At 47.2% G+C, this 21,447-nt stretch carries 23 protein-coding genes; 8 read left to right on the forward strand and 15 right to left on the reverse strand.

Translation table 11 applies throughout. The annotated features are described in order from the left end of the window. Positions 1-15 precede the first annotated feature (15 nt). A complete protein-coding gene (acs, locus tag NIES2104_RS04175; RefSeq protein WP_058996027.1) occupies positions 16-1,986 on the forward strand; it encodes an acetate--CoA ligase in 1,971 nt (656 codons plus the stop codon). A gap of 19 nt (positions 1,987-2,005) precedes the next feature. Here the strand turns inward: acs and NIES2104_RS04180 are convergent, their stop codons facing one another. The 3 genes from NIES2104_RS04180 to NIES2104_RS04190 form a co-directional block, all read right to left on the reverse strand. After that, positions 2,006-2,803, reverse strand: a complete 798-nt coding sequence (locus NIES2104_RS04180; protein WP_058996030.1) for an alpha/beta fold hydrolase — start codon at positions 2,801-2,803, stop codon at positions 2,006-2,008. A 3-nt stretch (positions 2,804-2,806) separates the two neighbouring features. Then, positions 2,807-3,529 carry a 1-acyl-sn-glycerol-3-phosphate acyltransferase gene (locus tag NIES2104_RS04185; protein WP_058996032.1) on the reverse strand — a complete coding sequence of 241 codons (723 nt, stop codon included), beginning with the start codon at positions 3,527-3,529 and terminating at the stop codon, positions 2,807-2,809. 208 nt (positions 3,530-3,737) lie between these two features. After that, on the reverse strand, positions 3,738-4,457 hold the full coding sequence (locus NIES2104_RS04190) for a PEP-CTERM sorting domain-containing protein (RefSeq protein WP_058996034.1): 720 nt from the start codon (positions 4,455-4,457) through the stop codon (positions 3,738-3,740). A 521-nt stretch (positions 4,458-4,978) separates the two neighbouring features. On the opposite strand from NIES2104_RS04190, the gene metG reads away from it, so the two are divergent. From metG to lptC, 3 genes are all read left to right on the forward strand, one after another. Next, positions 4,979-6,574: a methionine--tRNA ligase gene (metG, locus tag NIES2104_RS04195; RefSeq protein WP_058996036.1), complete on the forward strand. Its 1,596-nt coding sequence runs from the start codon at positions 4,979-4,981 to the stop codon at positions 6,572-6,574. 69 nt (positions 6,575-6,643) lie between these two features. Next, entirely contained in the window at positions 6,644-7,261 is a 618-nt protein-coding gene (locus NIES2104_RS04200) for an NYN domain-containing protein (protein WP_058996038.1), read from the forward strand. Between the two features lie 88 nt (positions 7,262-7,349). After that, positions 7,350-8,501, forward strand: coding sequence for an LPS export ABC transporter periplasmic protein LptC (lptC, locus tag NIES2104_RS04205; protein WP_063270200.1), 1,152 nt, complete (start codon positions 7,350-7,352; stop codon positions 8,499-8,501). Positions 8,502-8,519: 18 nt separating this feature from the next. Here the strand turns inward: lptC and NIES2104_RS04210 are convergent, their stop codons facing one another. The 8 genes from NIES2104_RS04210 to NIES2104_RS04240 form a co-directional block, all read right to left on the reverse strand. Further along, positions 8,520-8,906, reverse strand: coding sequence for an alr0857 family protein (locus NIES2104_RS04210; RefSeq protein ID WP_058996041.1), 387 nt, complete (start codon positions 8,904-8,906; stop codon positions 8,520-8,522). 92 nt (positions 8,907-8,998) lie between these two features. Then, a complete protein-coding gene (locus NIES2104_RS31580; RefSeq protein WP_156426860.1) occupies positions 8,999-9,214 on the reverse strand; it encodes a hypothetical protein in 216 nt (71 codons plus the stop codon). Between the two features lie 75 nt (positions 9,215-9,289). Further along, positions 9,290-11,998 (reverse strand): ATP-binding protein, encoded by a 2,709-nt coding sequence (locus NIES2104_RS04215; protein WP_058996043.1) that lies wholly within the window; start codon positions 11,996-11,998, stop codon positions 9,290-9,292. Continuing rightward, on the reverse strand, positions 11,995-13,185 hold the full coding sequence (locus NIES2104_RS04220) for a hybrid sensor histidine kinase/response regulator (protein WP_058996045.1): 1,191 nt from the start codon (positions 13,183-13,185) through the stop codon (positions 11,995-11,997). The genes NIES2104_RS04215 and NIES2104_RS04220 overlap by 4 nt, the downstream gene beginning before the upstream one ends. A gap of 79 nt (positions 13,186-13,264) precedes the next feature. Further along, positions 13,265-13,843 carry a pseudouridine synthase gene (locus NIES2104_RS04225; RefSeq protein WP_058996047.1) on the reverse strand — a complete coding sequence of 193 codons (579 nt, stop codon included), beginning with the start codon at positions 13,841-13,843 and terminating at the stop codon, positions 13,265-13,267. Positions 13,844-13,874: 31 nt separating this feature from the next. Continuing rightward, positions 13,875-14,078 carry a hypothetical protein gene (locus tag NIES2104_RS04230; RefSeq protein ID WP_058996049.1) on the reverse strand — a complete coding sequence of 68 codons (204 nt, stop codon included), beginning with the start codon at positions 14,076-14,078 and terminating at the stop codon, positions 13,875-13,877. Positions 14,079-14,160: 82 nt separating this feature from the next. Further along, complete coding sequence (locus NIES2104_RS04235) at positions 14,161-14,436, reverse strand: ferredoxin (protein WP_058996050.1); 276 nt, start codon at positions 14,434-14,436, stop codon at positions 14,161-14,163. Positions 14,437-14,478: 42 nt separating this feature from the next. Next, positions 14,479-15,561, reverse strand: coding sequence for a histidinol-phosphate transaminase (locus NIES2104_RS04240; RefSeq protein WP_058996052.1), 1,083 nt, complete (start codon positions 15,559-15,561; stop codon positions 14,479-14,481). A gap of 143 nt (positions 15,562-15,704) precedes the next feature. Between NIES2104_RS04240 and recF the strand changes: the two genes are divergently transcribed. Continuing rightward, on the forward strand, positions 15,705-16,835 hold the full coding sequence (gene recF / locus NIES2104_RS04245; protein WP_058996054.1) for a DNA replication/repair protein RecF: 1,131 nt from the start codon (positions 15,705-15,707) through the stop codon (positions 16,833-16,835). 243 nt (positions 16,836-17,078) lie between these two features. Here the strand turns inward: recF and NIES2104_RS04250 are convergent, their stop codons facing one another. Genes NIES2104_RS04250 through NIES2104_RS04260 form a run of 3 tightly spaced genes read right to left on the reverse strand, consistent with a single transcriptional unit; the run spans position 17,079 to position 18,160 of the window. Next, on the reverse strand, positions 17,079-17,438 hold the full coding sequence (locus NIES2104_RS04250) for a DUF1818 family protein (protein WP_058996056.1): 360 nt from the start codon (positions 17,436-17,438) through the stop codon (positions 17,079-17,081). Beyond that, a complete protein-coding gene (locus NIES2104_RS04255) occupies positions 17,435-17,884 on the reverse strand; it encodes a hypothetical protein (RefSeq protein ID WP_058996058.1) in 450 nt (149 codons plus the stop codon). The genes NIES2104_RS04250 and NIES2104_RS04255 overlap by 4 nt, the downstream gene beginning before the upstream one ends. A gap of 48 nt (positions 17,885-17,932) precedes the next feature. Next, positions 17,933-18,160 carry a DNA-directed RNA polymerase subunit omega gene (locus NIES2104_RS04260; protein ID WP_059001555.1) on the reverse strand — a complete coding sequence of 76 codons (228 nt, stop codon included), beginning with the start codon at positions 18,158-18,160 and terminating at the stop codon, positions 17,933-17,935. Positions 18,161-18,330: 170 nt separating this feature from the next. Between NIES2104_RS04260 and NIES2104_RS04265 the strand changes: the two genes are divergently transcribed. Both NIES2104_RS04265 and rdgB read left to right on the forward strand, forming a co-directional pair. Further along, entirely contained in the window at positions 18,331-19,023 is a 693-nt protein-coding gene (locus tag NIES2104_RS04265; protein ID WP_058996060.1) for a GDSL-type esterase/lipase family protein, read from the forward strand. Next, entirely contained in the window at positions 19,020-19,604 is a 585-nt protein-coding gene (gene rdgB, locus NIES2104_RS04270; protein WP_058996063.1) for an RdgB/HAM1 family non-canonical purine NTP pyrophosphatase, read from the forward strand. The genes NIES2104_RS04265 and rdgB overlap by 4 nt, the downstream gene beginning before the upstream one ends. Before the next feature lie 16 nt (positions 19,605-19,620). Here the strand turns inward: rdgB and NIES2104_RS04275 are convergent, their stop codons facing one another. Further along, positions 19,621-20,022, reverse strand: coding sequence for a hypothetical protein (locus tag NIES2104_RS04275; protein ID WP_058996064.1), 402 nt, complete (start codon positions 20,020-20,022; stop codon positions 19,621-19,623). A 421-nt stretch (positions 20,023-20,443) separates the two neighbouring features. On the opposite strand from NIES2104_RS04275, the gene NIES2104_RS04280 reads away from it, so the two are divergent. Next, a complete protein-coding gene (locus NIES2104_RS04280) occupies positions 20,444-21,403 on the forward strand; it encodes a D-2-hydroxyacid dehydrogenase (RefSeq protein WP_058996066.1) in 960 nt (319 codons plus the stop codon). The last annotated feature ends 44 nt before the right edge of the window (positions 21,404-21,447 follow it).

Raw genomic sequence — 21,447 nt, forward strand, 5'->3', positions numbered from 1 at the left:
TTTGAAATAAACGCGATGTCACAACCGACGATCGAATCAATCCTACAAGAAGACCGCCTCTTCCCACCCAGTGCGGAATTTTCACGAAGCGCCCGCATCAAAAGCTTAGAAGAATACCAAGCGCTCTACGATCGAGCCAAAGCCGATCCGCTCAAGTTCTGGTCAGAATTAGCAGAACAAGAACTTCACTGGTTTCAACATTGGGACACGGTTCTCGACTGGAGCAATCCGCCCTTCGCGAAATGGTTTGTCAATGGCAAAATCAATCTTTCTTATAACTGTCTCGATCGACATCTCGAAACCAAAGGCAATAAACCCGCGATCGTTTGGGAAGGTGAACCCGGAGACTCGAAAACGCTCTCTTATGCTGAGCTGCATCAAGAAGTGTGCAAGTTCGCGAACGTGCTGAAAAGCTTAGGAGTCAAGAAAGGCGACGGCGTTGGGATTTATATGCCGATGGTTCCCGAAGCCGCGATCGCAATGCTTGCTTGTGCCCGAATCGGTGCGCCTCACTCAGTTGTGTTTGGTGGATTTAGTGCCGAGGCATTACGCGATCGATTAGTGGATGCCGAAGTGAAAGTCGTTGTCACCGCAGATGGGGGATGGCGTAAAGATGCGATCGTGCCACTCAAACCGCAAGTTGATAAGGCGCTCTCTGAAGGAACTACTGCGGTTGAAAAAGTTGTCGTGGTGAAACGGACGGAGCAGGAAATTGCGATGGAAAGCGATCGTGATTTCTGGTGGCATGACCTCGAAAAAGATGCCTCTACCGATTGTCCGGCTGAACCAATGGACAGTGAAGATATGCTGTTCATTCTCTATACTTCCGGTAGTACTGGAAAACCCAAAGGCGTCGTTCACACCACGGGTGGCTACAATCTTTACGCTCACATGACCGCTCAGTGGATTTTTGATCTGCAAGAAGACGATGTGTATTGGTGTACTGCTGACGTGGGTTGGATCACCGGACATAGCTACGTTGTTTATGGTCCGCTCTCGAATGGTGCGACAACAGTCATGTACGAAGGTGCACCGCGTGGATCGAATCCAGGATGCTTTTGGGATGTGATCCAAAAGCATAAAGTCTCAGTCTTCTATACGGCTCCAACTGCGATTCGTGCCTTTATCAAAATGGGCGACGAACATCCGAACTCACGCGATCTTTCTTCGCTGCGACTGCTCGGAACCGTGGGCGAACCGATCAATCCTGAAGCCTGGATGTGGTATCACAGCGTAATTGGGAAAGAACATTGCCCGATCGTAGATACCTGGTGGCAAACCGAAACAGGCGGAATCATGATCACGCCGCTCCCTGGTGCAACGCCGACAAAACCTGGATCTGCAACCCTGCCATTTCCTGGAATTCTTGCCGATGTGGTCGATCTCGATGGCAATTCTGTGCCTGCAAATGAAGGAGGATATTTAGCGGTTCGTCATCCTTGGCCCGGAATGATGCGAACGGTTTATAAAGATCCCGATCGCTTTCGTAAAACGTACTGGGAACACATTCCCCCTCAAGACGGTAACTACATCTACTTTGCAGGTGATGGAGCCAGACGCGATCAAGATGGCTACTTCTGGGTGATGGGTCGCGTCGATGATGTGATCAACGTTGCTGGACACCGTTTAGGCACGATGGAAGTCGAATCAGCGTTAGTGTCTCATCCTGCCGTGGCAGAAGCCGCAGTCGTTGGAAAGCCTGATGAAATCAAAGGTCAAGATATCGTTGCCTTTGTGACTTTGGAAGGAACACACCAACCGAGTGAAGATCTAGCAAAAGAGTTGAAAAAACACGTTGTCAATGAGATTGGCGCGATCGCTCGTCCGGGTGAAATCCGATTTGCGGATGCACTCCCGAAAACACGATCGGGTAAAATCATGCGCCGACTCTTGCGCGATCTTGCTGCCGGAAATGAGATTTCTGGCGATACTTCAACGCTTGAGGATCGCAGTGTTTTAGAAAAACTGCGGGCTGAGGGATCATAAATAAAAGAGTGCGATCGCATTATTCGCGATCGCACTCTTGCTCCACTAAAAACTCATGCTCTTTCAAAATCTGATACAAATTCACATCAGTTTCGAGTAAGCAGGTATGTCCGCTATTTGGTAAAACAACGACTTCAGCATTTTGAAATGCCGCTTTGAGTCGATATCCCTCAACTAATGATGGCAACAATCGATCTTTTCCGCTTGCCAAAATCAATGTTGGAGTCGTTAGCGATCGCAGTTCTTCCACCGGAACCTCAAACTGATGCAGTAAATCCATTCGCCAAGTTGAAGTGGCTTGCGGAACTGATTTCACCGCTTCGACTAACGCTTGTCGATCAAGCGGCGCAATCTTATCAAATGCGGCTAGTAACGGTAAGAAAGAAAGCGACGACCATTGATAAAGAAACAGGGGTAAATGGCGGCTCAGTTGCGCTCCCCAACCGATCCAAGGTCTACGATTAAACGATGAAGCCGCATTCACGAGAATTAATCGATCGAATAAATCCGGTGCCATCGATGCCACCTTCATTGCCAAACAGCCCCCGAACGATTCACCACACAGATAAACCGATCGATCTTCGTCTCCGTTCATTTCAGTCTTAACGAGATCGATTACTCGCTGCGCCAAATCCTCCCAATTCGTCAAATCGTCCGGCGGAATCGCCAAACATCGCACATCGAAACCTGCCTCTAATCCAGCCGTTTGTGCTCTGAGCAATTGCCCTGTACCATCCATTCCTGGCAGAAACACAAAGAGCGGGAACTGCGGGCGGAGGGCTTTCGGAGTCAGGAAGCAAGGAGAACTTTGAATCATGATCTAAAAAGGTCTTTGATCTAACAGTGTCTTAATTTCAGTTTGGGCACGATCGACCAGTTCAACAACCGCCTTTTTCGCGTACTTTCCTTGATAGTCAGCACGTTGAGCCGGAGTGATCCAAATCGGATGTCCAATAAGTATATTTACTCTCTGATACCAAACTAGCGGATGCCAGCCCTCTTGGTCAAATAACGGCTCCGTAGGATCAAAGAAACTCAGGACTTTTAACGGGATCGCAGAACTAATCGTTTCTTGCTGCGGTGAAATTGCGATCGGGAGAATGGCTAAATTCTCGATCGGTGCTCTCAATGCCAAATGAGCAAATCCCCGATGAAACTCGCCCATATGATTCGGTTTCGGTGGCTGCACCATTGGCAACGTGCCTTCAGGAAAAACGCCCACTGCTTGTCGAGATTTCAACAGGTCGATCGCTTGATGAAAAAAACTACTCTGCCGATGTTTGTCGCTATCTAAGGGAAAACACCCTAATTGCGTCACGATCTCACGCATGACCGGAACCTGTCCCATGTAATGATGACAAGCAAATCGAATGGGACGACTGATCGCACTCATCAGCAGCAGTGCATCCATGACACTTCGATGATTACTCACAACCAGCAGCGAAGAATTTTTCGGAACGCGATCGCAGTGATACGAATACGTCCGAGTACCCGCGCTCATCAGCATCAACTGGGAAACCTGAAGGGGAGACAAACCTGGCATGAACCTTACGATCTCAAGTGCAGAACGACTCTATATATTTATGAATCAGATTGACTCACGCCAACCATTGTCTTAAGACACAGATGAAGTAGGAAACCCTCTTATTGTAAAGCGATCGTTTCAACTTCCAAACGCAAAAAAGCACCTCTTAACCATAAGAGGTGCAACCGACGGGAGTTTCTAGGCGTAACTAAATCTGTCTGCCAGATTATTCTACTTGTGCCTGAGTCCGGCGCTTGAGCAACAACGCACCGCCCGCCGCCATCAAGCCCAGAACCGCAGTCGGCTCAGGAACTTTTCTCGGATCAGCCGTGTTGAACGAGTGGTTATCCGACTCAAAGCCACCGTTACCAGTTTGAGTGATCACGATGCGGTCGAAGATATCCGATTTGTTGTCTGCATAGAAGTGCAGATAGCCATTTCCTTCACCGTAATGCTGGTCTGCTCTCACAGGAGCCACCGGATTTACATCCTCAGTTGAGAAAGATTTGACCAAGCGATCGCCTTTGAAGAACGAGAAGACGTTTCCAGAGCTAATTGCGCCCCAGTTCATGCCGAAGTAGTTCAGCGCTTTTTCGAGTTGGATTGTCACACTGCCGCCCTGAAATACTGCGAGATAGCTACCGTCGTTGATTTCTCCCTCTGCTCCTGCGGGCGACCAGCGATCAGCACGAACGCTGCTGATTCCTGCGTTCTCAAACGTGTATCTTGCGAATCCGGTTGTCGGTGCTGAACCGGAATTGAAGTCGATCGTTTTCGTTCCGGGATTCTTCCAGAAGTCGGAATATGCACCTTGATTTGTGACACCGTTGGGACCCGCGACCCCACGAGTGATGTTGAACGAAATCGCTTGAGCGGAACCCGCTTGACTGAGAGCCGCGATCGCAGAAATCGCGACGACTGAACAAAAACCTTTGATGAATTTCATACTGTTGTCTTGCAGACTAACTCTATGCCGCTATTATTCGTCCGCAGTCATGGCAAACCTTTGAGAAAAAGTACGGAACTTTCAGGTGAATGGCTTTTATAAACGGTGGATTAAGACTGAGGCGAATCCTCCGTATGTTTCACATGGGTTTCTAAGAAAGTTCAATAAATTTACGGTGCTTTTTCGCGAAATCAAAGGTCATTGATCGTTCTCACACGGTTCGATCTCGTAACCCTACTCAGATTGAAACGAGCACGATCAGGCTTTAAGCAAACCCATACAAGCAATTTCTCAGAACTGCGAACTTCATCAGTGTTACGGAGGCTATTCCACAAGTTGCGAATTCGCATTCAAGCCGTTTTGATTGCAGAATTTAAGATTTGATGACGTGTCTTGCACAGCGTTGCTGGTTAGAATGAGAGACGAGTTTCGATCCCGATCGCGTTCGTTGTTCTAAAAATCCAGTAAAACCCCTGCCCGGATTGATGTACTAGCTTACAGGGGTCAGCTTTAAACTATTTATGACCTTATCTCTAGAAAAGCCCAACTTTGCTCTCACAACCCCGCTGTATTACGTGAATGATTTGCCTCACATTGGGAGTGCTTATCCAACGATCGCAGCGGATGCAATGGCGCGATTTCAACGCTTACTTGGAAAGCCTGTTCGATTTGTGACCGGAAGCGACGAACACGGACAGAAAATTCAGCGCACAGCGGAAAGTTTGGGACGCAAACCGCAAGAACATTGTGATTTAGTCGTCGAAGGATTTAAGCGACTGTGGACACAGTTGGATATTCAATACGATCGCTTTATTCGCACGACTGAAGAACGACATCATGCGATCGTCAAAGAGTTTTTCCAACGAGTTTGGGATAACGGTGATATCTATCTCAGTCAACAAAAAGGGTGGTACTGCGTCTCTTGTGAAGAGTTCAAAGAAGAGCGCGAACTGTTAGAAGGAAATCGCTGTTCAATTCACACGACTAAAGAAGTGGAATGGCGGGATGAAGAAAATTATTTCTTTAGGCTTTCTAACTATCAAGAGAAATTAGAAAAGCTTTATGCTGAACATCCAGAATTCATTGAGCCAGACATTCGGCGCAATGAAGTTCTAAGTTTCGTGAGCCAAGGACTGAGAGACTTTTCTGTTTCACGAGTGAATTTTGACTGGGGATTTCCGATTCCAACTGATCCGAAACATACCATCTATGTTTGGTTTGATGCTCTGCTCGGATACATCACGGCATTGTTAGACCCAGATCAAGAACCAACGCTAGAAAATGCAACTTCTAAATGGTATCCGTTCAATGTTCACATCATTGGAAAGGACATTCTTCGTTTTCATGCGGTCTATTTTCCTGCGATGTTGATGTCAGCAGGATTGCCACTGCCCTATAAAGTATTTGGGCATGGATTTCTGGTTCGCGATGGCGTGAAGATGGGCAAAAGTAGCGGAAACGCGATCGATCCTGTCGCTTTAGTCGAGCGCTATGGAGTCGATGCCTTTCGATACTATTTCCTCAAAGGAATCGAATTTGGACGCGATGGCGTGTTTGATGAAACGCGCTTTGTCGATATGTGTAATGCTGACCTCGCGGACGGGTTCGGAAACTTGTTGAATCGATCACTCGGATTGATTCACAAAAACAGTGGGGGTGTGGTTCCTGATGTTGAAATTTCTGAAGATCATCCACTCCGATCGATCGCAGAAGGATTAAGCGATCGAGTCGCGAATGCGTATGATTCACTCGCATTTAATGTCGCTTGCGAAGAAGTTTTAACGCTGATTCGACTCGGTAACAAATACATTAACGAACAAGCTCCGTGGTCGCTGTACAAAGCAGGAAAAAATCAAGAAGCTGAAGAAGTTTTGTACGCAGTGCTGGAATCTGTTCGGTTAGCTGCGTATCTTTTGGCACCGATTATTCCCCGGACTAGCACCGCTGTTTATCAACAATTAGGTCTGAATGTTGATTTTAATGACGCTAGTTTAATTGATGTGTCAATCACCTTCCCCAATCAAGCGAGATGGGGAATACTTCGAGCTAAACAAGCACTTCAAAAGCCTCAACCTGTCTTTCAAAAACTCGAACTTCCGGTCGAAAGTTCACCCTGAGCGCACGATGAATGTTCGTTCCTTTTTTCTGTTCAAAACCTTTCATAAAAAATTCTGAGGATAGCAACTGTGCTGAACCATATCAATCACGAAACAGAGACGGTGTTTTCGCCGGAACAAGTGCTAGAAAATCGTGGACGAGTCGCTATTTTTATTGATGGCTCAAATTTGTTTTATGCTGCGCTACAACTCGGCATCGAAATTGACTACACGAAGCTTTTAGTCCGGTTGACTTCCGGTTCTCGATTATTGCGATCGTTCTTTTACACGGGTGTCGATCGTACCAACGAAAAGCAGCAGGGCTTTCTCTTGTGGATGCGCCGTAACGGGTATCGCGTCATTTCTAAGGATCTCGTCCAACTACCAGACGGCTCGAAAAAAGCAAATCTCGATGTTGAAATTGCGGTCGATATGATGTCGCTGGTGGGATCTTACGATACTGCCGTGTTGGTGAGCGGAGATGGCGATCTGGCGTATGCGGTGAATGCGGTAAGTTATCGCGGGGTGCGGGTCGAGGTCGTGAGTTTACGATCGATGACCAGTGATAGCTTGATCAATGTTGCCGATCGATATATCGATCTCGACACGATTAAAGAAGACATTCAGAAAACGCCTCGTGCTTATACGTATCGACCATTAACAAGTATCGGCTTGATGGATGAACATGACGATGAGCATTCGCCATAAGCTAGAGTAGTCGGGAGCAATATCGAGATAGATTTCGTCTGGTTTATCTCGGTTGCTCTCTTGGTTCTCTGGCTTGAGGAATTTTATCTTGCGTCGCTCAATCTTACTGAATCTCGCTCTCATCACCCTCCTAATCGGTGCAAGCGGCTGTGGAAATCGCAGTAATCGCGCCGCTGAACAATTAAGCAAAGATACGCAAGGCGCACAGAAGTTTGACAACAACCTGACGTTTAACAATGTCACCCTAGAGCAAGCGAATGATAAAGGGCAGCTTTGGTGGCGGGTGACAGCGAAACAGGCTGTGTATGCAAAAGATCAGAAAAATGCAACCGTTCAAGAGCCGAGAGGTGAGCTTTTCCAAGACGGAAAGCCTGTATTCAAGATTGAGGCTCAGCGCAGTGAAATTCAGCAAGACGGAAAATCGATCGTTCTAAAAGGGCAAATTACCGCGATCGATGTGCGCGACAATTCCATCCTTAAAGGGAATGAAATGGAATGGCGACCGACGGAAGATGTGCTAATTGTGCGAAATGGATTTAACGGCGATCACAAACAAGTTCAACTTGCAGCGAAAGAAGGACGATTTTTTACTCGCGATCGTCGAGTGGATGTAACCGGTCAAATCGTGGCGCAAGTGAAGGAACCGTCGCTTCAAATGCGAGGAGAGCGGTTAACTTGGCGCATTCAAGATCAGAAAATTAGTAGCGATCGACCGATTCAAGTTGATCGTTATGAAAACAAGCAAGTTACCGATCGTGGCAGTGCGGATCAGTCTGATGTGGATCTCAAAGCCAAGATTGTGACGCTGCGACAGAATGCGCGAATTGCGCTGAAACAATCGAACACGCAGATTAGCGGCAACGCGCTGTCATGGAATGTGGATCAGAAGACACTAACGGCGAGTGAACCGATTACGATCGTTAATTCTGCCCAGCAAGTGACATTAACCGCAAATCAAGGCGATATGCAGATCGATCAGCAAGTTGCGAATCTGATCGGGAATGTACAAGGAACGGGAGAGAAAAATCAATCGCGATTAAGCGCCGATCGTGTGAGATGGTTTTTCACGACTCAGCAGTTTGAAGCGAATGGGAATGTGAGCTATCAGCAGAATAATCCGCCGTTTAGTATTGCTGGACCGCAAGCTTCCGGGAAATTGGATACGCAGCAAGTTGCGGTGAGTGGGAATGAAGCGGGAAGAGTGGAACTTCAGATCACGCCTCAACAAGGAGTGCGGTGATAGAAATTCCACTCGCGATTAGACTAACGGGGATGCTTGCAGTTGAGTTGCCTGCCACAGTTTGTAGATGGAGAACTCAACTCGATCGCCCAATGCCGTCACAAACACACCAGAGTGAGCTTCCACCGTGTTTGCAATCCAGTGACCTTGGACACTAACTTCGACAAACTGGTCATCGACGGGAACGATCGACACAGACGCGATGCGCTCTAACCGAATCAGTTTTTCCAGTTCACCAAAGCCGGGAACCTCGATCGACAATAAGAATGAGGCTCGGCTCGGTTCGACATGCAGCGTTTGACCCATTCGCAGGGCGAGAACGACTCTTTGAGACACTAATGTTTCCAAAGGGACAGTGACGCGCTCTAAGTGCAGTCCAAATTCGGTGTAGGTGAGCTTTAACATGCGTTGCTCCTGCTGAAATTGGCAAAAAATTAACCCCCGTCTCATTTGGTTTGAGCGGGGGTTATCAGAACCTGGTAGGCTGATGTGCTGCTTCACATTGGTGTCAGACGGTAACACCACCCGCTTTTTATATTGTCTAGATTAAATTTTTCGTCTTCGCGGCTGTAGATTTCGACTGCGCCATGAATCTGGAGCGCTTGTCCACTCAGTCCTAATCCCGTGACCATCCATAACCGCGACAACGCCGCACACAGGGGTCTGTGTGTGGGTGACGGGTTGGAGTGGCGCAACGAGATAAGAAGAGTCATATTCCTCAGTAAAATTCTGCTAATCACATACTACAAGTGTAATTCAAGATTGTCCACACTTTTTGCTAGAAAAATTTAGGAATCGAGGCGAATCGGCAGTAAAACCGTAAAAATGGTCTTTCCTGGCACACTTTCAAAATTAATAGAGCCATTATGCTTGTCGATGACTTGTTGAACGATCGATAAGCCTAAACCGTTTCCTTCTCCCATCGGTTTCGTCGTGAAAAAGGGCGAAAAGATTCGCGGTTGAATCTCCGGAGGAATCCCTGCTCCAGTGTCTGTAATTTCAATTTTGATTTGGTTAATTTCGGAATGAACTGCGATCGTTAATTGCCCCTGATAGTTCATCGCTTGAATTGCATTGTGAACCAGATTCATCCAAACTTGGTTTAGCTCATCTGGATAACATTCAATCAGCGGAACCTCATCGTAGTGCCCAATGACTTCGACTCCGCGCTTCAATTGATTGCGATAGAGCGTTAGAGCCGTTTCAATCCCATCAATGACGTTTGCTATCACAGGCTTACTTTCGGTGTTTTGACGGGCATAGGTTTTTAGAGCACGAACCACATGAGCAGCTTGATCAGATGCGATCGACAATGTTTGAACACTGCGCTGAACACTGGTGAATTGGTAGGCAGTTTTAAGAATGACATCGCGATGGGAGTCTTTGAGCAGAGCTAGGAAAAGTTCGACTCGATCAATGACTCCGATATCGATTAATGTATCTGCGATCGAGTCGGCTGGAGTAATTTGATGTTGTTCAAGCTGTTTTGTGAGTGCTCGTTTTAGTTGTCGTTTTTCACGAGTCGATAGATATGATAAGGTCTGAGAAGATTCGTTAGAGCGCTGAATCAGTGCAGAGAAATCTTTTTGATAGTTCAGCGGCAGAGCTTGCAGCGTTTCAAGATCATGTTCCATGAAGTGTGAAACATTTTCAATGGACGATCGGATTGCTCCAAGTGGTGTATTCATTTCATGAGCAACACCCGCAACTAATTGACCTAAAGCGGCGAGTTTCTCAGATTCAATCAGTTTTGCTTGGGTCGATCGTAGTTCGTCTAAGGTCTGTTTTAGTTCATCATGACTTTGCTGCAATTGTTGTTCTGCTTGCTTCCGAGCCGCTTCGCGGTGCTTCGCAACGGTTACATCTCTCGATACCCAAATCACAGTTCGATCGTCGATCGGTGAAATGCTGGCATCTGACCAAATCAATTCGTCTTCAACTTGTAGAGAGTATTCGATATCGATGGTCGATCGCGTTTCTAGAGCAAGTCGAATATGTTTGAGAAAGTTATCTGCAACCTCTTGGGGAAAAACATCATGTAGTGTTTTACCAATTCGAGTTTCTAAAGGCTTGTACAAAATGTGGGTGGCGCGGCTGGCAGGGATTTTTAGATGTGTGCCGTCTTGATCGAATACAAAGATCAGTTGATCCATTGCACTGAAAACCGCTTCTAATTCTGCATTGGTGCGTTTGCGTTCTTCGACTTCTTGTTCAAGTTGTCGAGTGCGGTCTTTGACTTTTGCTTCAAGCGATCGCGCATATTGCTCCAGTTCCTGATGCGATCGCTGAATTTCCTGACTCATTGAATTAAACGATCGGGCAAGTTTAACCAGTTCTCGACTTCCCCGAACAGTCACCTGCTGATCATAGTGTCCTCTTGCCATGTCTTGACTTGCATCGCTCAATCGCTTTACCGGACGAGACAACCAACGTGCCATAACAACACTGGTTAGTACTGCTGCTGATAATGCAATTAAACAGAGGATGAGTGTTATACGATTGTTCGCTTCAATCTGTGCCATAAAGCTTGCTTGTGGAACAACCAGCACAATCAACCAATCAAGACCATACGCATCAGTAACCGGAGTTACTTCAGCAATGTGATGCTGCTGGTCAAAGTCAATGTCAAACTGTTGGCGATCGCGAATTTTCGATAGATTACTGTAAGATTGCTGCAACTGTTGAGCGGTCGTGCGGATTAAAGGATCAGCGATCGTGCCTGCATTTAATCTTTGACGCTTCTCATCGAACGGAGGTTGACTCGATGAAGCGGCAACGAGATTACCATTTCGCTCAATGATGAACACTCGGCTGGCTTCATTTGGTTGAATTTGTTTTAAGAAGTCATTGATGCCAACTAAGACAAAATCTGCGCCGATGACTCCTTTTAGTTGCTGATTCTCGTAATAAGGACGAACAAAGCTGATTCCTAAAGTTGGTGGCACATCGACAAACGTATAAATCTCTGTCCATCCTGGTGCTGCGGTTTTAGCGGCTTTGACGTACCACGGGCGCGGACGCGGATCAAAAACGCGCTGTGAATGAAGTCGCTGCGGTTTTCCTTGAGTGTTGAGATCAAAGATTTTCACAGGGGGGAGCGTGTTGCCGCGACGTTGATTGAATTTGAACTGTTGATTGCCAAATCCGCGATACTCCACATATTCACCTGCGGCTGAACCGAAATAAACATACGCCAGCGTTTCAAAGCGTTGTCCTTGTTGAAATAGATAACTATTCCAACCGCCTAAATCATTCAGTTTGAGATCGCCGCTAGAAATTGTATTGGCGGTGAGTTGCGTGACGAGCGGCGGCGTTTCGGTATAGGTTCTGAGATAAGTTTGAATGCGATCGCTCTTTTCATTCATCAATTGCGTCGCTAAATTGTTAATCGATCGCTGACTGTTGCGAAACGAGAAATAACTCACAAGCCCGACTGTAGTTGCAATCTGAACAATGAATGCAACGATTAAAACGGTACTCAGTCGAGGATGTTTCATATCGGCAGGGTTAACCAGAATTTTGCACCTTGATTTAGCCCACTGATGACTCCGATCGTTCCGCCATGTGCCTGAATAATCTGCCGACACAGATACAATCCGAGTCCAACACCGAGCGATCGACGTGCCCTGCTGCCTTGTTGATATCGCTCAAACATTAACTCACATTCTTGCTCAGGAATGCCAACTCCATTGTCTTCGACTCGGCAGATGAGAAATTGATTTTCCACCGTTGCGCTAATGTTGATGGTGATTCCAGGTGGATTGTGTTTGATCGCGTTGGTGATGAGATTCTCAAAGACTCGTCTGAGTTGAAACGCATCGACCTGAATCAGCGGCAAATCCGATGGAATCGATCGCTGCATAATCACTTGGTTCTCAGACAAGATCGGCTCTAAATCGATTTGAATTTCATCAATGAACTTGGCAAGCTCGATCGATTCAAGCGACAGGGTAAATCCGTGTTCGTTGAGTTGTACAGCTAACAATGAATCTAAAAGCTTAAGCTGTCGATGGTTACTTTCAATGATGCGATCGACCATTGCGCGAGGTAGTTCGACTGGATTACACGCTTGATTCTGCAAGCGCCGAAATACTAGGAGACTTCCCACGACAGGGGTTCTTAGATCGTGGGTGACTGCATGAAGAAACTCATCTTTTAATCGGCTCAATCGCTCAAGCTCGTTCATTTTTTGCTCTAGCTCTTGAGTCCGAACTTGAATCTGCTCTTCTAGCGATTGATTTAAAGAAGAAAGCTGCTCGGTTTGCGTTTCGATCTTTCGATCTTGGAGATAGCGCTGAACGGCTTCGGCGATTGTTAAATTAATATCTTCTGGTGTCCAGGGTTTAGAAATGTACCGATATAACCGGGCACTCCGTAGCGCATGACTGACCGCTTCTAAATCAGCTTGTCCGCTGATCATAATATTTAACGTTTGGGGAGAGCGATCGTGAATTTGTCGTAATAACTCATCGCCCTTGAGTCCTGGCATAATGTAGTCTGCTAGAACTAAAGCGACTTCATAATCTTCATTGTCTTGAAGCTCGTCAAAAATCTCTAGTGCTTCTTCGCTGCCTTCTGCGGTTTCAATCAAGCAAGCATCCCCAAGAACGCGCTTTAGCTCGATCTTTAGGCTTTCTAAAACTAGAGGCTCATCATCTACACAGATGACTACAGGCTTACTCATAAGACTTTGCTGCAAAAGACATTCAGCGCCGTTAATGTTCCGATAGCTAATTATACAGAAGATATTCGCGCCACTTTGTTCAGAAGAGATGTTTGAGCGATCGCAGTTCTTCATCGGTCAAATCTCGCCATTCTCCTGGAGATAAATCCGATAGTTGAAGTTTTGCGATCGCAACTCTAATAAGTCTTAAGGTCGGAAATCCCACAGCCGCCGTCATTCGTCGAACTTGGCGGTTCTTGCCTTCGGTTAACGTGATCTGTAGCCAAGCGGTCGGGATGTTTTGACGGAATCGGATCGGCGGATCACGGGGCGGTAAATCTGGCTCATCGAGTCGATCGACGATCGCGGGTCGAGTCCGGTAGTTCTGAATTGTTACGCCTTTTCGCAATTGTGCGATCGCTTCGTCGGTTGGAATGTTTTCAACTTGTGCCCAATAAGTTTTCGTGTGGTGAAATTTCGGGTCGCTGAGTCGATGTTGCAGTTGTCCATTGTCAGTGAGCAACATTAGCCCCTCACTGTCATGATCGAGCCGCCCGACTGGATAGACGTTTGGTACGGGAATGTAATCTCTAAGCGTCAAACGTTCGACGGGCGAATCATTTGTGAACTGACTCAGCACGTTATACGGTTTGTAGAACAAAAGATAGCGGTAAGGCATACAGGCTGCAATGATTCAGCGCTGTTTGATTCTACAACCCTAGGAGGGGTAACGAGAGCCAGCGGCGCGATCGACCGCCATTCGGTGACGATTCCGAAACTTGTAGATTAATCTTGACTTCGCTGAGTGGCTTGGGAGTGCGGGCGATCGGCGTGTTGAACAGAAGCGCGATCGTGATCACCAGGACTAATGTCCAAGACATCGGAAATTTAATTAATGGGAGAGAGCGATCCATAAGTTGAATGAAAACAGCTTGTTCATTATGCCGAAGATTTGCGGTTCTGATGCACTCGATCCAGTCGGTGGCACCACGGAATTTACAACGGATGAAATTTTCGATACAGCATTGCTTTGATCGGGTGCCCTTGAATGAGATGTCGATCGACGATCGCGCTCACTTCTTCGGGTGAAACGCGACAGTACCAAACTTCATCGGGCAGTACTAAAACCATTGAGCCATTTCCACACTGACCAAGACAGCCAGACGGCTCGATCGAGATGTGATCCGGCGCAAGAGATTGAAACGTCTTTAAAACTTTTGCAGCACCCTGTTTGCGACAAGTTTTGTGCTGGCAAATTCGCACGATCGTCATACTGAATCTTGAAAGTGATCCAGCTTCATCCTAGAAAAAATCTCATAAAAGCGCCGACAATCGATCGAACATTCGCTGATTTTCTTCGGGTGTACCGATCGTAATTCGCAGACCGCCCCCGGTATGCCGAATGATCGTTCCTTGTTGCCGCAGTCGATCGCATAGTTGGGCTAAATCTTTGGGCGATCGAGCATAGATAAAATTTGCATCACTCTTCCAAATCTGCAAATTTGGCAACTGATTTAATTGTTGTTGTAAGTGCGATCGCTCTTTCAACAATTCAGCAACAACAGATAAAAGCGAATGCCGCTCAGACAAAGCAAGACGAGCAGCAGCGATCGAGAAACTCGGTAGATTAAACGGGAGACGCATTTTTTCGAGTGCTTCGATCAGTTCAGGATGAGCGATCGCATATCCAACTCGGTGCGCTGCTAAACGAAACGCTTTGGAAAAAGTTCGCAGAATAATCCAGTTTGGATGGTCTGATAATTCTCCAGCTAATGTGGTTTGACTAAACTCGAAATATGCTTCGTCAATGACCACGAGAATGTTTTGGGGCAAGCTTCGCAACCATTGGATTTCTGCATCAGTGAGTGCGTTTCCGGTCGGTGAATTTGGATGAACGACAAACACAACGCGAATCGGATTTGTTTCAATTACGCTTTGTGCCGCTGTTAAATCGATTTCAAAATTTGCTTCAGAACGATCAACGCTAATCACCGGAATTCCTAATGTCTTTGCCAGAATTCCATACATTGAGAAAGTCGGATTCGCGACCAGAATCGAACCTTCACCGTTCAAACAAGTAGACATTAACAGCGATCGGATTAATTCATCCGAGCCATTACCAACTGAGATATTGTGATTCGTGAATTCAGTGTGTGCAGTTTCGTTGACGTATTCGGCGATCGCATCTTTTAGCGACAAATATCCGCCGTCTGGGTAACGGTTTGATTCAATTTCTGTCTGCCAACTCCAAGCGAGTTTTTGCTTCAGTTCTTCGGGTAGATCATACGGATTTTCGTTCACATCTAAGCGATCGGGATGATCCAAATGCGAATTGTCCGTGTGCTGCGTGTTGTAGGCTGCGAATTGTGCCAGATCAGAGCGAATGAACTCAAGCATAATCGGGAAATTAGATTGGCAAACCTTGAGTTTATCAGGTGTGAGGCTGAGGTGTGGCAGATGCGAAAGATTGATACACTTGGGAAGAATTCGGAGCGCGGATTGCTCAACCGAATTCCGAATTTCCCTTTGCTGCATCCGTCATGTATTTGCGCTCTCTCCATCTTCGCCACTTTCGGAACTATCGCGATCAGCACATCGATTTTACGGCTGCAAAAACAATTCTCCTCGGCAACAATGCTCAAGGGAAATCGAACTTACTTGAAGCGGTTGAACTTCTTTCCTCGCTGAAGTCTCATCGAACTTCACGCGATCGCGATTTAATCCTCGATGGTGAAACGCTGTCTCAACTCACCGGGCACCTAAAGCGCGAAACCGGAGAAATTGAACTGACGATGATGCTCCGAGAAAGCGGACGGCGCACCGTTGCTCAAAATGGGGTTTCTCTACGGCGGCAACTCGATTTTCTCGGCACGTTGAACATGGTGCAATTTTCGAGCTTAGATCTCGATTTAGTCCGGGGTGGACCCGATCAGCGCAGACATTGGATCGATGCACTCTTAGTTCAATTAGAGCCAGTGTATGCGTACGTTTTGCAGCAGTACAATCAAGTACTAAGACAGCGAAATGCACTGCTCAGAGCCAGATTAAAAGAAGAAAGCGAAGGGCGAACGGTTGCGGCTCCAGATTTAGCATTGTGGGATGCTCAGTTAGCGATCGCAGGATCGAGAGTAATTCGACGACGGGCGCGAGTCCTCGATCGTTTAGCACCGTTCGCTGCACACTGGCATCAAGCGATTAGCGGCAGTACTGAGAAATTAGAAATTCGATATGCGCCGAATGTTACGGCTGAAGAGGACACACCGGAAGCATTGCAGACTGCGTTTTTGGAAAAGATTCAGACAAGAGCGATCGCAGAACAACATCAAGGAACGACGTTAGTGGGAGCGCATCGAGATGAGGTGGAATTTTTGATCAATCAAACGCCTGCACGACAATATGGATCACAAGGACAGCAGCGAACTTTAGTTCTGGCGTTGAAGTTAGCAGAGCTTAAATTGATCGAAGATGTGATCGGAGAGCCACCACTGTTGTTGTTAGATGATGTGTTGGCTGAGTTGGATCTCAATCGGCAAAATCAATTGTTAGATGCAATTCAGGATCGGTTTCAAACGCTGATTACTACGACACATTTAGGATCGTTTGATGCTCAATGGATTGATTCAGCACAGATTTTGGAAGTGAAATCGGGAGAGCTTTTAACTTCTGCTTAAGAGGGTGTTCGAGGAGTATAAAAAGTCTCTTCGCTTCGATTGTCTCCCGCCCTGAAATGAATTTCGGGCTAACGGTGGAAAGTCTACTGAAGTAGACTGGGAGACAGTTTTAGTTTCTTAGTCCTTTTCAAAGGACTTTCGTCGATTAGCCCGAAATTCATTTCAGGGCGGGACGTGGCAACGAACGACCAATTTTCAAACGTATCTGAATGAGCAACAAACTGCAAAGGTGTTAAAACAGTCCTAAAAACCTTCGATCGTACTCAACGCCTGTCTCAATTCGATCGCATTTTCCCAATATCCTTCGGCTCTGCGCCCGGTTTGAACAATCAATCGCAGACTGTAAGCGTGGGGAAATCCTTCAGCTTCGAGCCAAATACGATCGCTTTCTAATTCACAAGCAATTCGCTCTTCTTCCATCAATTCTTGGGCAATTTGCTCCAAAATTTCGTGCAGTTGATCACTCAAGCGACGAAAATCGTTCCATTCTTCCTCAGTAAGTTCGATCGCCCAATTCTCGCCCCCGACTAAGCCTTTGAACTCGTTGGCGCTTGCATCCCATCCCAAACGCCAACCGTTACCAGATTTTAGAATGCGGCTCATTGTGACGGGCGCGTGAACGCATCGACTAACGCTTGAATCAGTGCATCTCTTTGTTTGCGGGTGAGTTTTTGGACAATTGCTCGATCGCTTTCAAACGGATTTTTCCGCAAGTTGTCCGAACCCGGATAGCTTTCCGCCTGCATCGATTCATTAATGCCGAGATAGTCTGCCAGCGTATACTTCCAATCGAGTCGAAAATTGACCGGACGACCTTTGATGAAATAGTGATAGCGAATCATCCGAGTCACTAGCGTATTACTCGGATCAACTCTGCCCGTCTCACGAGTGAGATACTGATTTTCGAGCGGCAGATCTGGAACTGCTTTATAAACTTGCTGCCAAACATCTTGAGTCCGAATCGATCGAGTCGGGGCAGTTTGAGCCATCACCGGACTGACCGCAAACAACAGCGTCACCACACTTGCCAGAATTAGAAATCGCTTCATCGCTTCTATGCCTAAAAAACAGGGGCGATCGCGATCACCCCACTGAAACTATTCTCCGATGATTTCGGGTTGTGTCAGTTCATCTGACATTTCGATAATCGCCCGCATTACAGGTTTCATCATCGGATCATCGCCGCTGTCGAAATCTTCAAACCGACGGCGTTTTGCCCGATTTGCCACTTGAACGGTGATGCGATAACGATTCGACGCAGCACTGATCAGTTCATCAGCGCGGCGCATCAGTTGAACAGTATCAAACGAATTTCGTTTGTGCAGGGAGCCAGATTTTGCCATCAGTTTTTTCTCAGTAAGGACTTGCGGAATCTACGATCGTGACAGATTGCCAAAGCTTGTGTAAAGTTTTGAAAAAACCTGTCTAGAGTGATAGCGTCCGAGTTAGCTCAGACTCTATTAATAGCGCAGACCTGTTTCATTCGCACGGTTTCATGCAAATTTTCGCGCCTTCTTCGATCGATTTAACGGCTCCTTCGACTCCTTCCTTACGCATTTTGGCGTTGGGGGATAGTCTTGTTTATGGATTTGGTGATCCTGTGGGAGGCGGATGGGTCGAGCGACTCAGGCGGCAGTGGATGAGTCCAGGTGGAACAAATCACGCGCTGTATAACCTCGGTGTGCGGGGAGATGGTGTCCGGCAGGTGGCACGACGACTCGAAGATGAATTCCGCCATCGCGGAGAGCTGCGAAATCGGGTGCCGGATTTGATTATTCTCTCGGTTGGTGTGAATGATTCGCCTCGACTGGGTAGACCGGATGGGAAGAATTTGCTGCCGTTTGAAGGATTTGAAATTGAAATCGCGGATTTGCTCGATCGAGCTTTGCGCCTGTGTCCGGTCTTATTCGTCGGCATGATTCCAGTCGATGAAGCGAAAATGCCGTTTCTTGACTGTATGTACTACAATCACGTGGATCAAATTCGGTACAACGCGGCGATCCGATCGGCGTGTGAAGCGCGTCAAATTCCGCATCTGGATCTACTGGAAATTTGGCGATCGAGGGGTTTGGACTGGTGCCAGCAGCAATTCACCGAAGACGGATTGCATCCTAATGTGAGCGGATATCAGGCATTATTAGAAGACATCTCTTGTTGGGATGCGTTTCGTCAGTGGATTGAACCATGACTGTTTTAGTTGTCGCAACCGGAAACCCAGGCAAAGTGAAAGAAATCGAGCCTTATCTGGAAGGGTTGGGCTGGGAATTGCAGTTGAAGCCACCGGAACTAGAAATGGAAGAAACCGGAACCACGTTTCGGGAAAATGCCGCACAGAAAGCGACTCAGGTGGCGATCGCAACGGGACATTGGGCGATCGCAGATGATTCCGGGCTAGAAGTGGCGGCACTCGATGGCAGACCGGGAATTTATTCGGCGCGATATGCAGAGTCGGATCAGGCGAGAATTGCCAAATTGTTAGGGGAACTCGGGGACAGTTCGGATCGACGGGCGCAGTTTGTTTGTGCGATCGCGCTTTCAAAACCGGACGGCTCGATCGCGCTTCTCACTCAGGGGATTTGTCCGGGTGAGATTTTGACGGCTCCGAGGGGTGGAGGTGGATTTGGTTATGATCCCATCTTCTATGTGCCTGAGAAGGGTCTGACGTTTTCGGAAATGCCTTTAGAGATGAAACAAGAAATTAGCCATCGTGGACGGGCATTTCAGGCGTTACTGCCGCAATTGAAATCGATTAGGGGCTTACAGGTGTAGGTTTATGGTGAAGCTATCACGATGAGTTCAAGACTAAAGCAAGCGTTGGTTGCGGAACCAGGGGGGCATCCGGATCGGTATCTGCTGGCTTAACCAGATCGGCAAGACAATCAAACCGAGCGCAAAACAGGACAAGAGGCGCAGTTGGGGATGTTTGTGCTGGACGATGGGGACGTGGATTGGTGCCTTTGGGGACGGCGGCTTGTTCGAGTTCTGCCTGAGTGCCGAGCGTGAGCATCCACAAGGTCGCAACCGCCATCGCCAACCAATGGCGTTCCGCGCGTTTGGGGTCAGTGATGCGCGAGTGTTGCCAACCCCAGCATTCGAGCGGCTTCGTCTGGAAACAGCGCACCTGCCCCTGCCATTGTTCGTCGAGTGCCACAATCTGACGCATCGGTTGCCAATCGCCATCGCTCACGCATTGTCCCGTTTTGTTCGGGGCTTGATTAATTCGCCAGAACGGATGCCAACCGAGGGCGCGAATCGTGGCAAACAGCCAATCGTATCGAATCAGGCGATTTGCAGCCTCCCAAGCCTCACTTTGTAGAGACTCATTACTCCCTACATCAGCGATCGCACACCCGCCAAACTGGATGAAAATTAAAGGCTCTAAGTCTCAGCAAATCATGTGAAGCGGTTCATCCAAAGAGATCGGACAACTTGAACCTATTTTTCCGATTCTGGAGAAGCGAAAGCGCGATCGTGCAAATGTTCCTGTGATCCAGTGTGAACTCGCTCAAACGCATCGGCAACTTGGAAGAATCAATGAAGCTGAGCAAGCGGATCGACTCGCACAAGAGTTAGCCTTACAATCATCTTGCTCATTCTGATCTGGCATTATGAAACTTCTCCTACCCAAAGAATTTGCTCCGATTCTTGAACCTAAGCTCTCGTCTGATCCCAGTATTCAGATCGCTTGGGTCGATTCACATGGAAACATTGAGGGAGATTCGAGCGATGCAGAAGTGTACTTTAACTGGTTCTATCTCAAACCAGATACTCTACGAAAAGTTCTAGCTGCATCGCCGAAACTGAAGTGGCATCAAGCCCCCAGTGCAGGTGTAAATCACATTCTGATTCCTGAGTATCTAGAGCGAGAGATTATTCTGACCAATGGAGCTGGAACGTTTTCGATCCCGATCGCTGAATTCGTTCTCACTTATATTCTCTATCATGCGAAAAGCTTACCTAAACTATTCACTCTTCAAGCGAATTACACTTGGCAAAAAAGTATTGAACTTCCAATTCAGGAACTCTCAGGCGCAACCCTCTTAATTATTGGTGCGGGAAGTATTGGTAGAGAAATTGCAAAACGGGCATCGGCTTTTGGTATGCGAGTTTGGGGGAGTCGTCGCAAGCCTGAACTTCTACCCAATTTCGAGCAGATTGTCGGAGCCGATGAATGGCGATCGCTGCTTCCTGAAGCCGATTATGTTGTGTTAGCAACACCCTTAACGCCTGAAACAAAGCATTTAATGGATGAGAGTGCTTTACGAGCAATGCACTCTAATGCCTATCTGATCAATATTGCACGAGGAGCAGTTGTAGATGAATCAGCCTTAATTACTGCGCTAAAAGAAGGTTGGATTGCAGGAGCAGGACTCGATACATTTGAAACTGAGCCGCTACCTTCAAACAGTCCGCTTTGGTCTTTGCCGAATGTGTTCATCACGCCGCACTGTTCCGGGTACTCTCCTCGAATTCCCGATCGCATGATTGCTCTGTTTTTGGATAATCTCGATCGCTATCGAACTGGGCGACCTTTGCGGAACGTCGTCGATAAATTAGCAGAATATTAGTACGTCAACTGTCCGAGATCCGTTTGCGGCGCTGCGCTACAAAG

This window comes from Leptolyngbya sp. NIES-2104 (assembly GCF_001485215.1).
GTDB lineage: Bacteria > Cyanobacteriota > Cyanobacteriia > Leptolyngbyales > Leptolyngbyaceae > Leptolyngbya.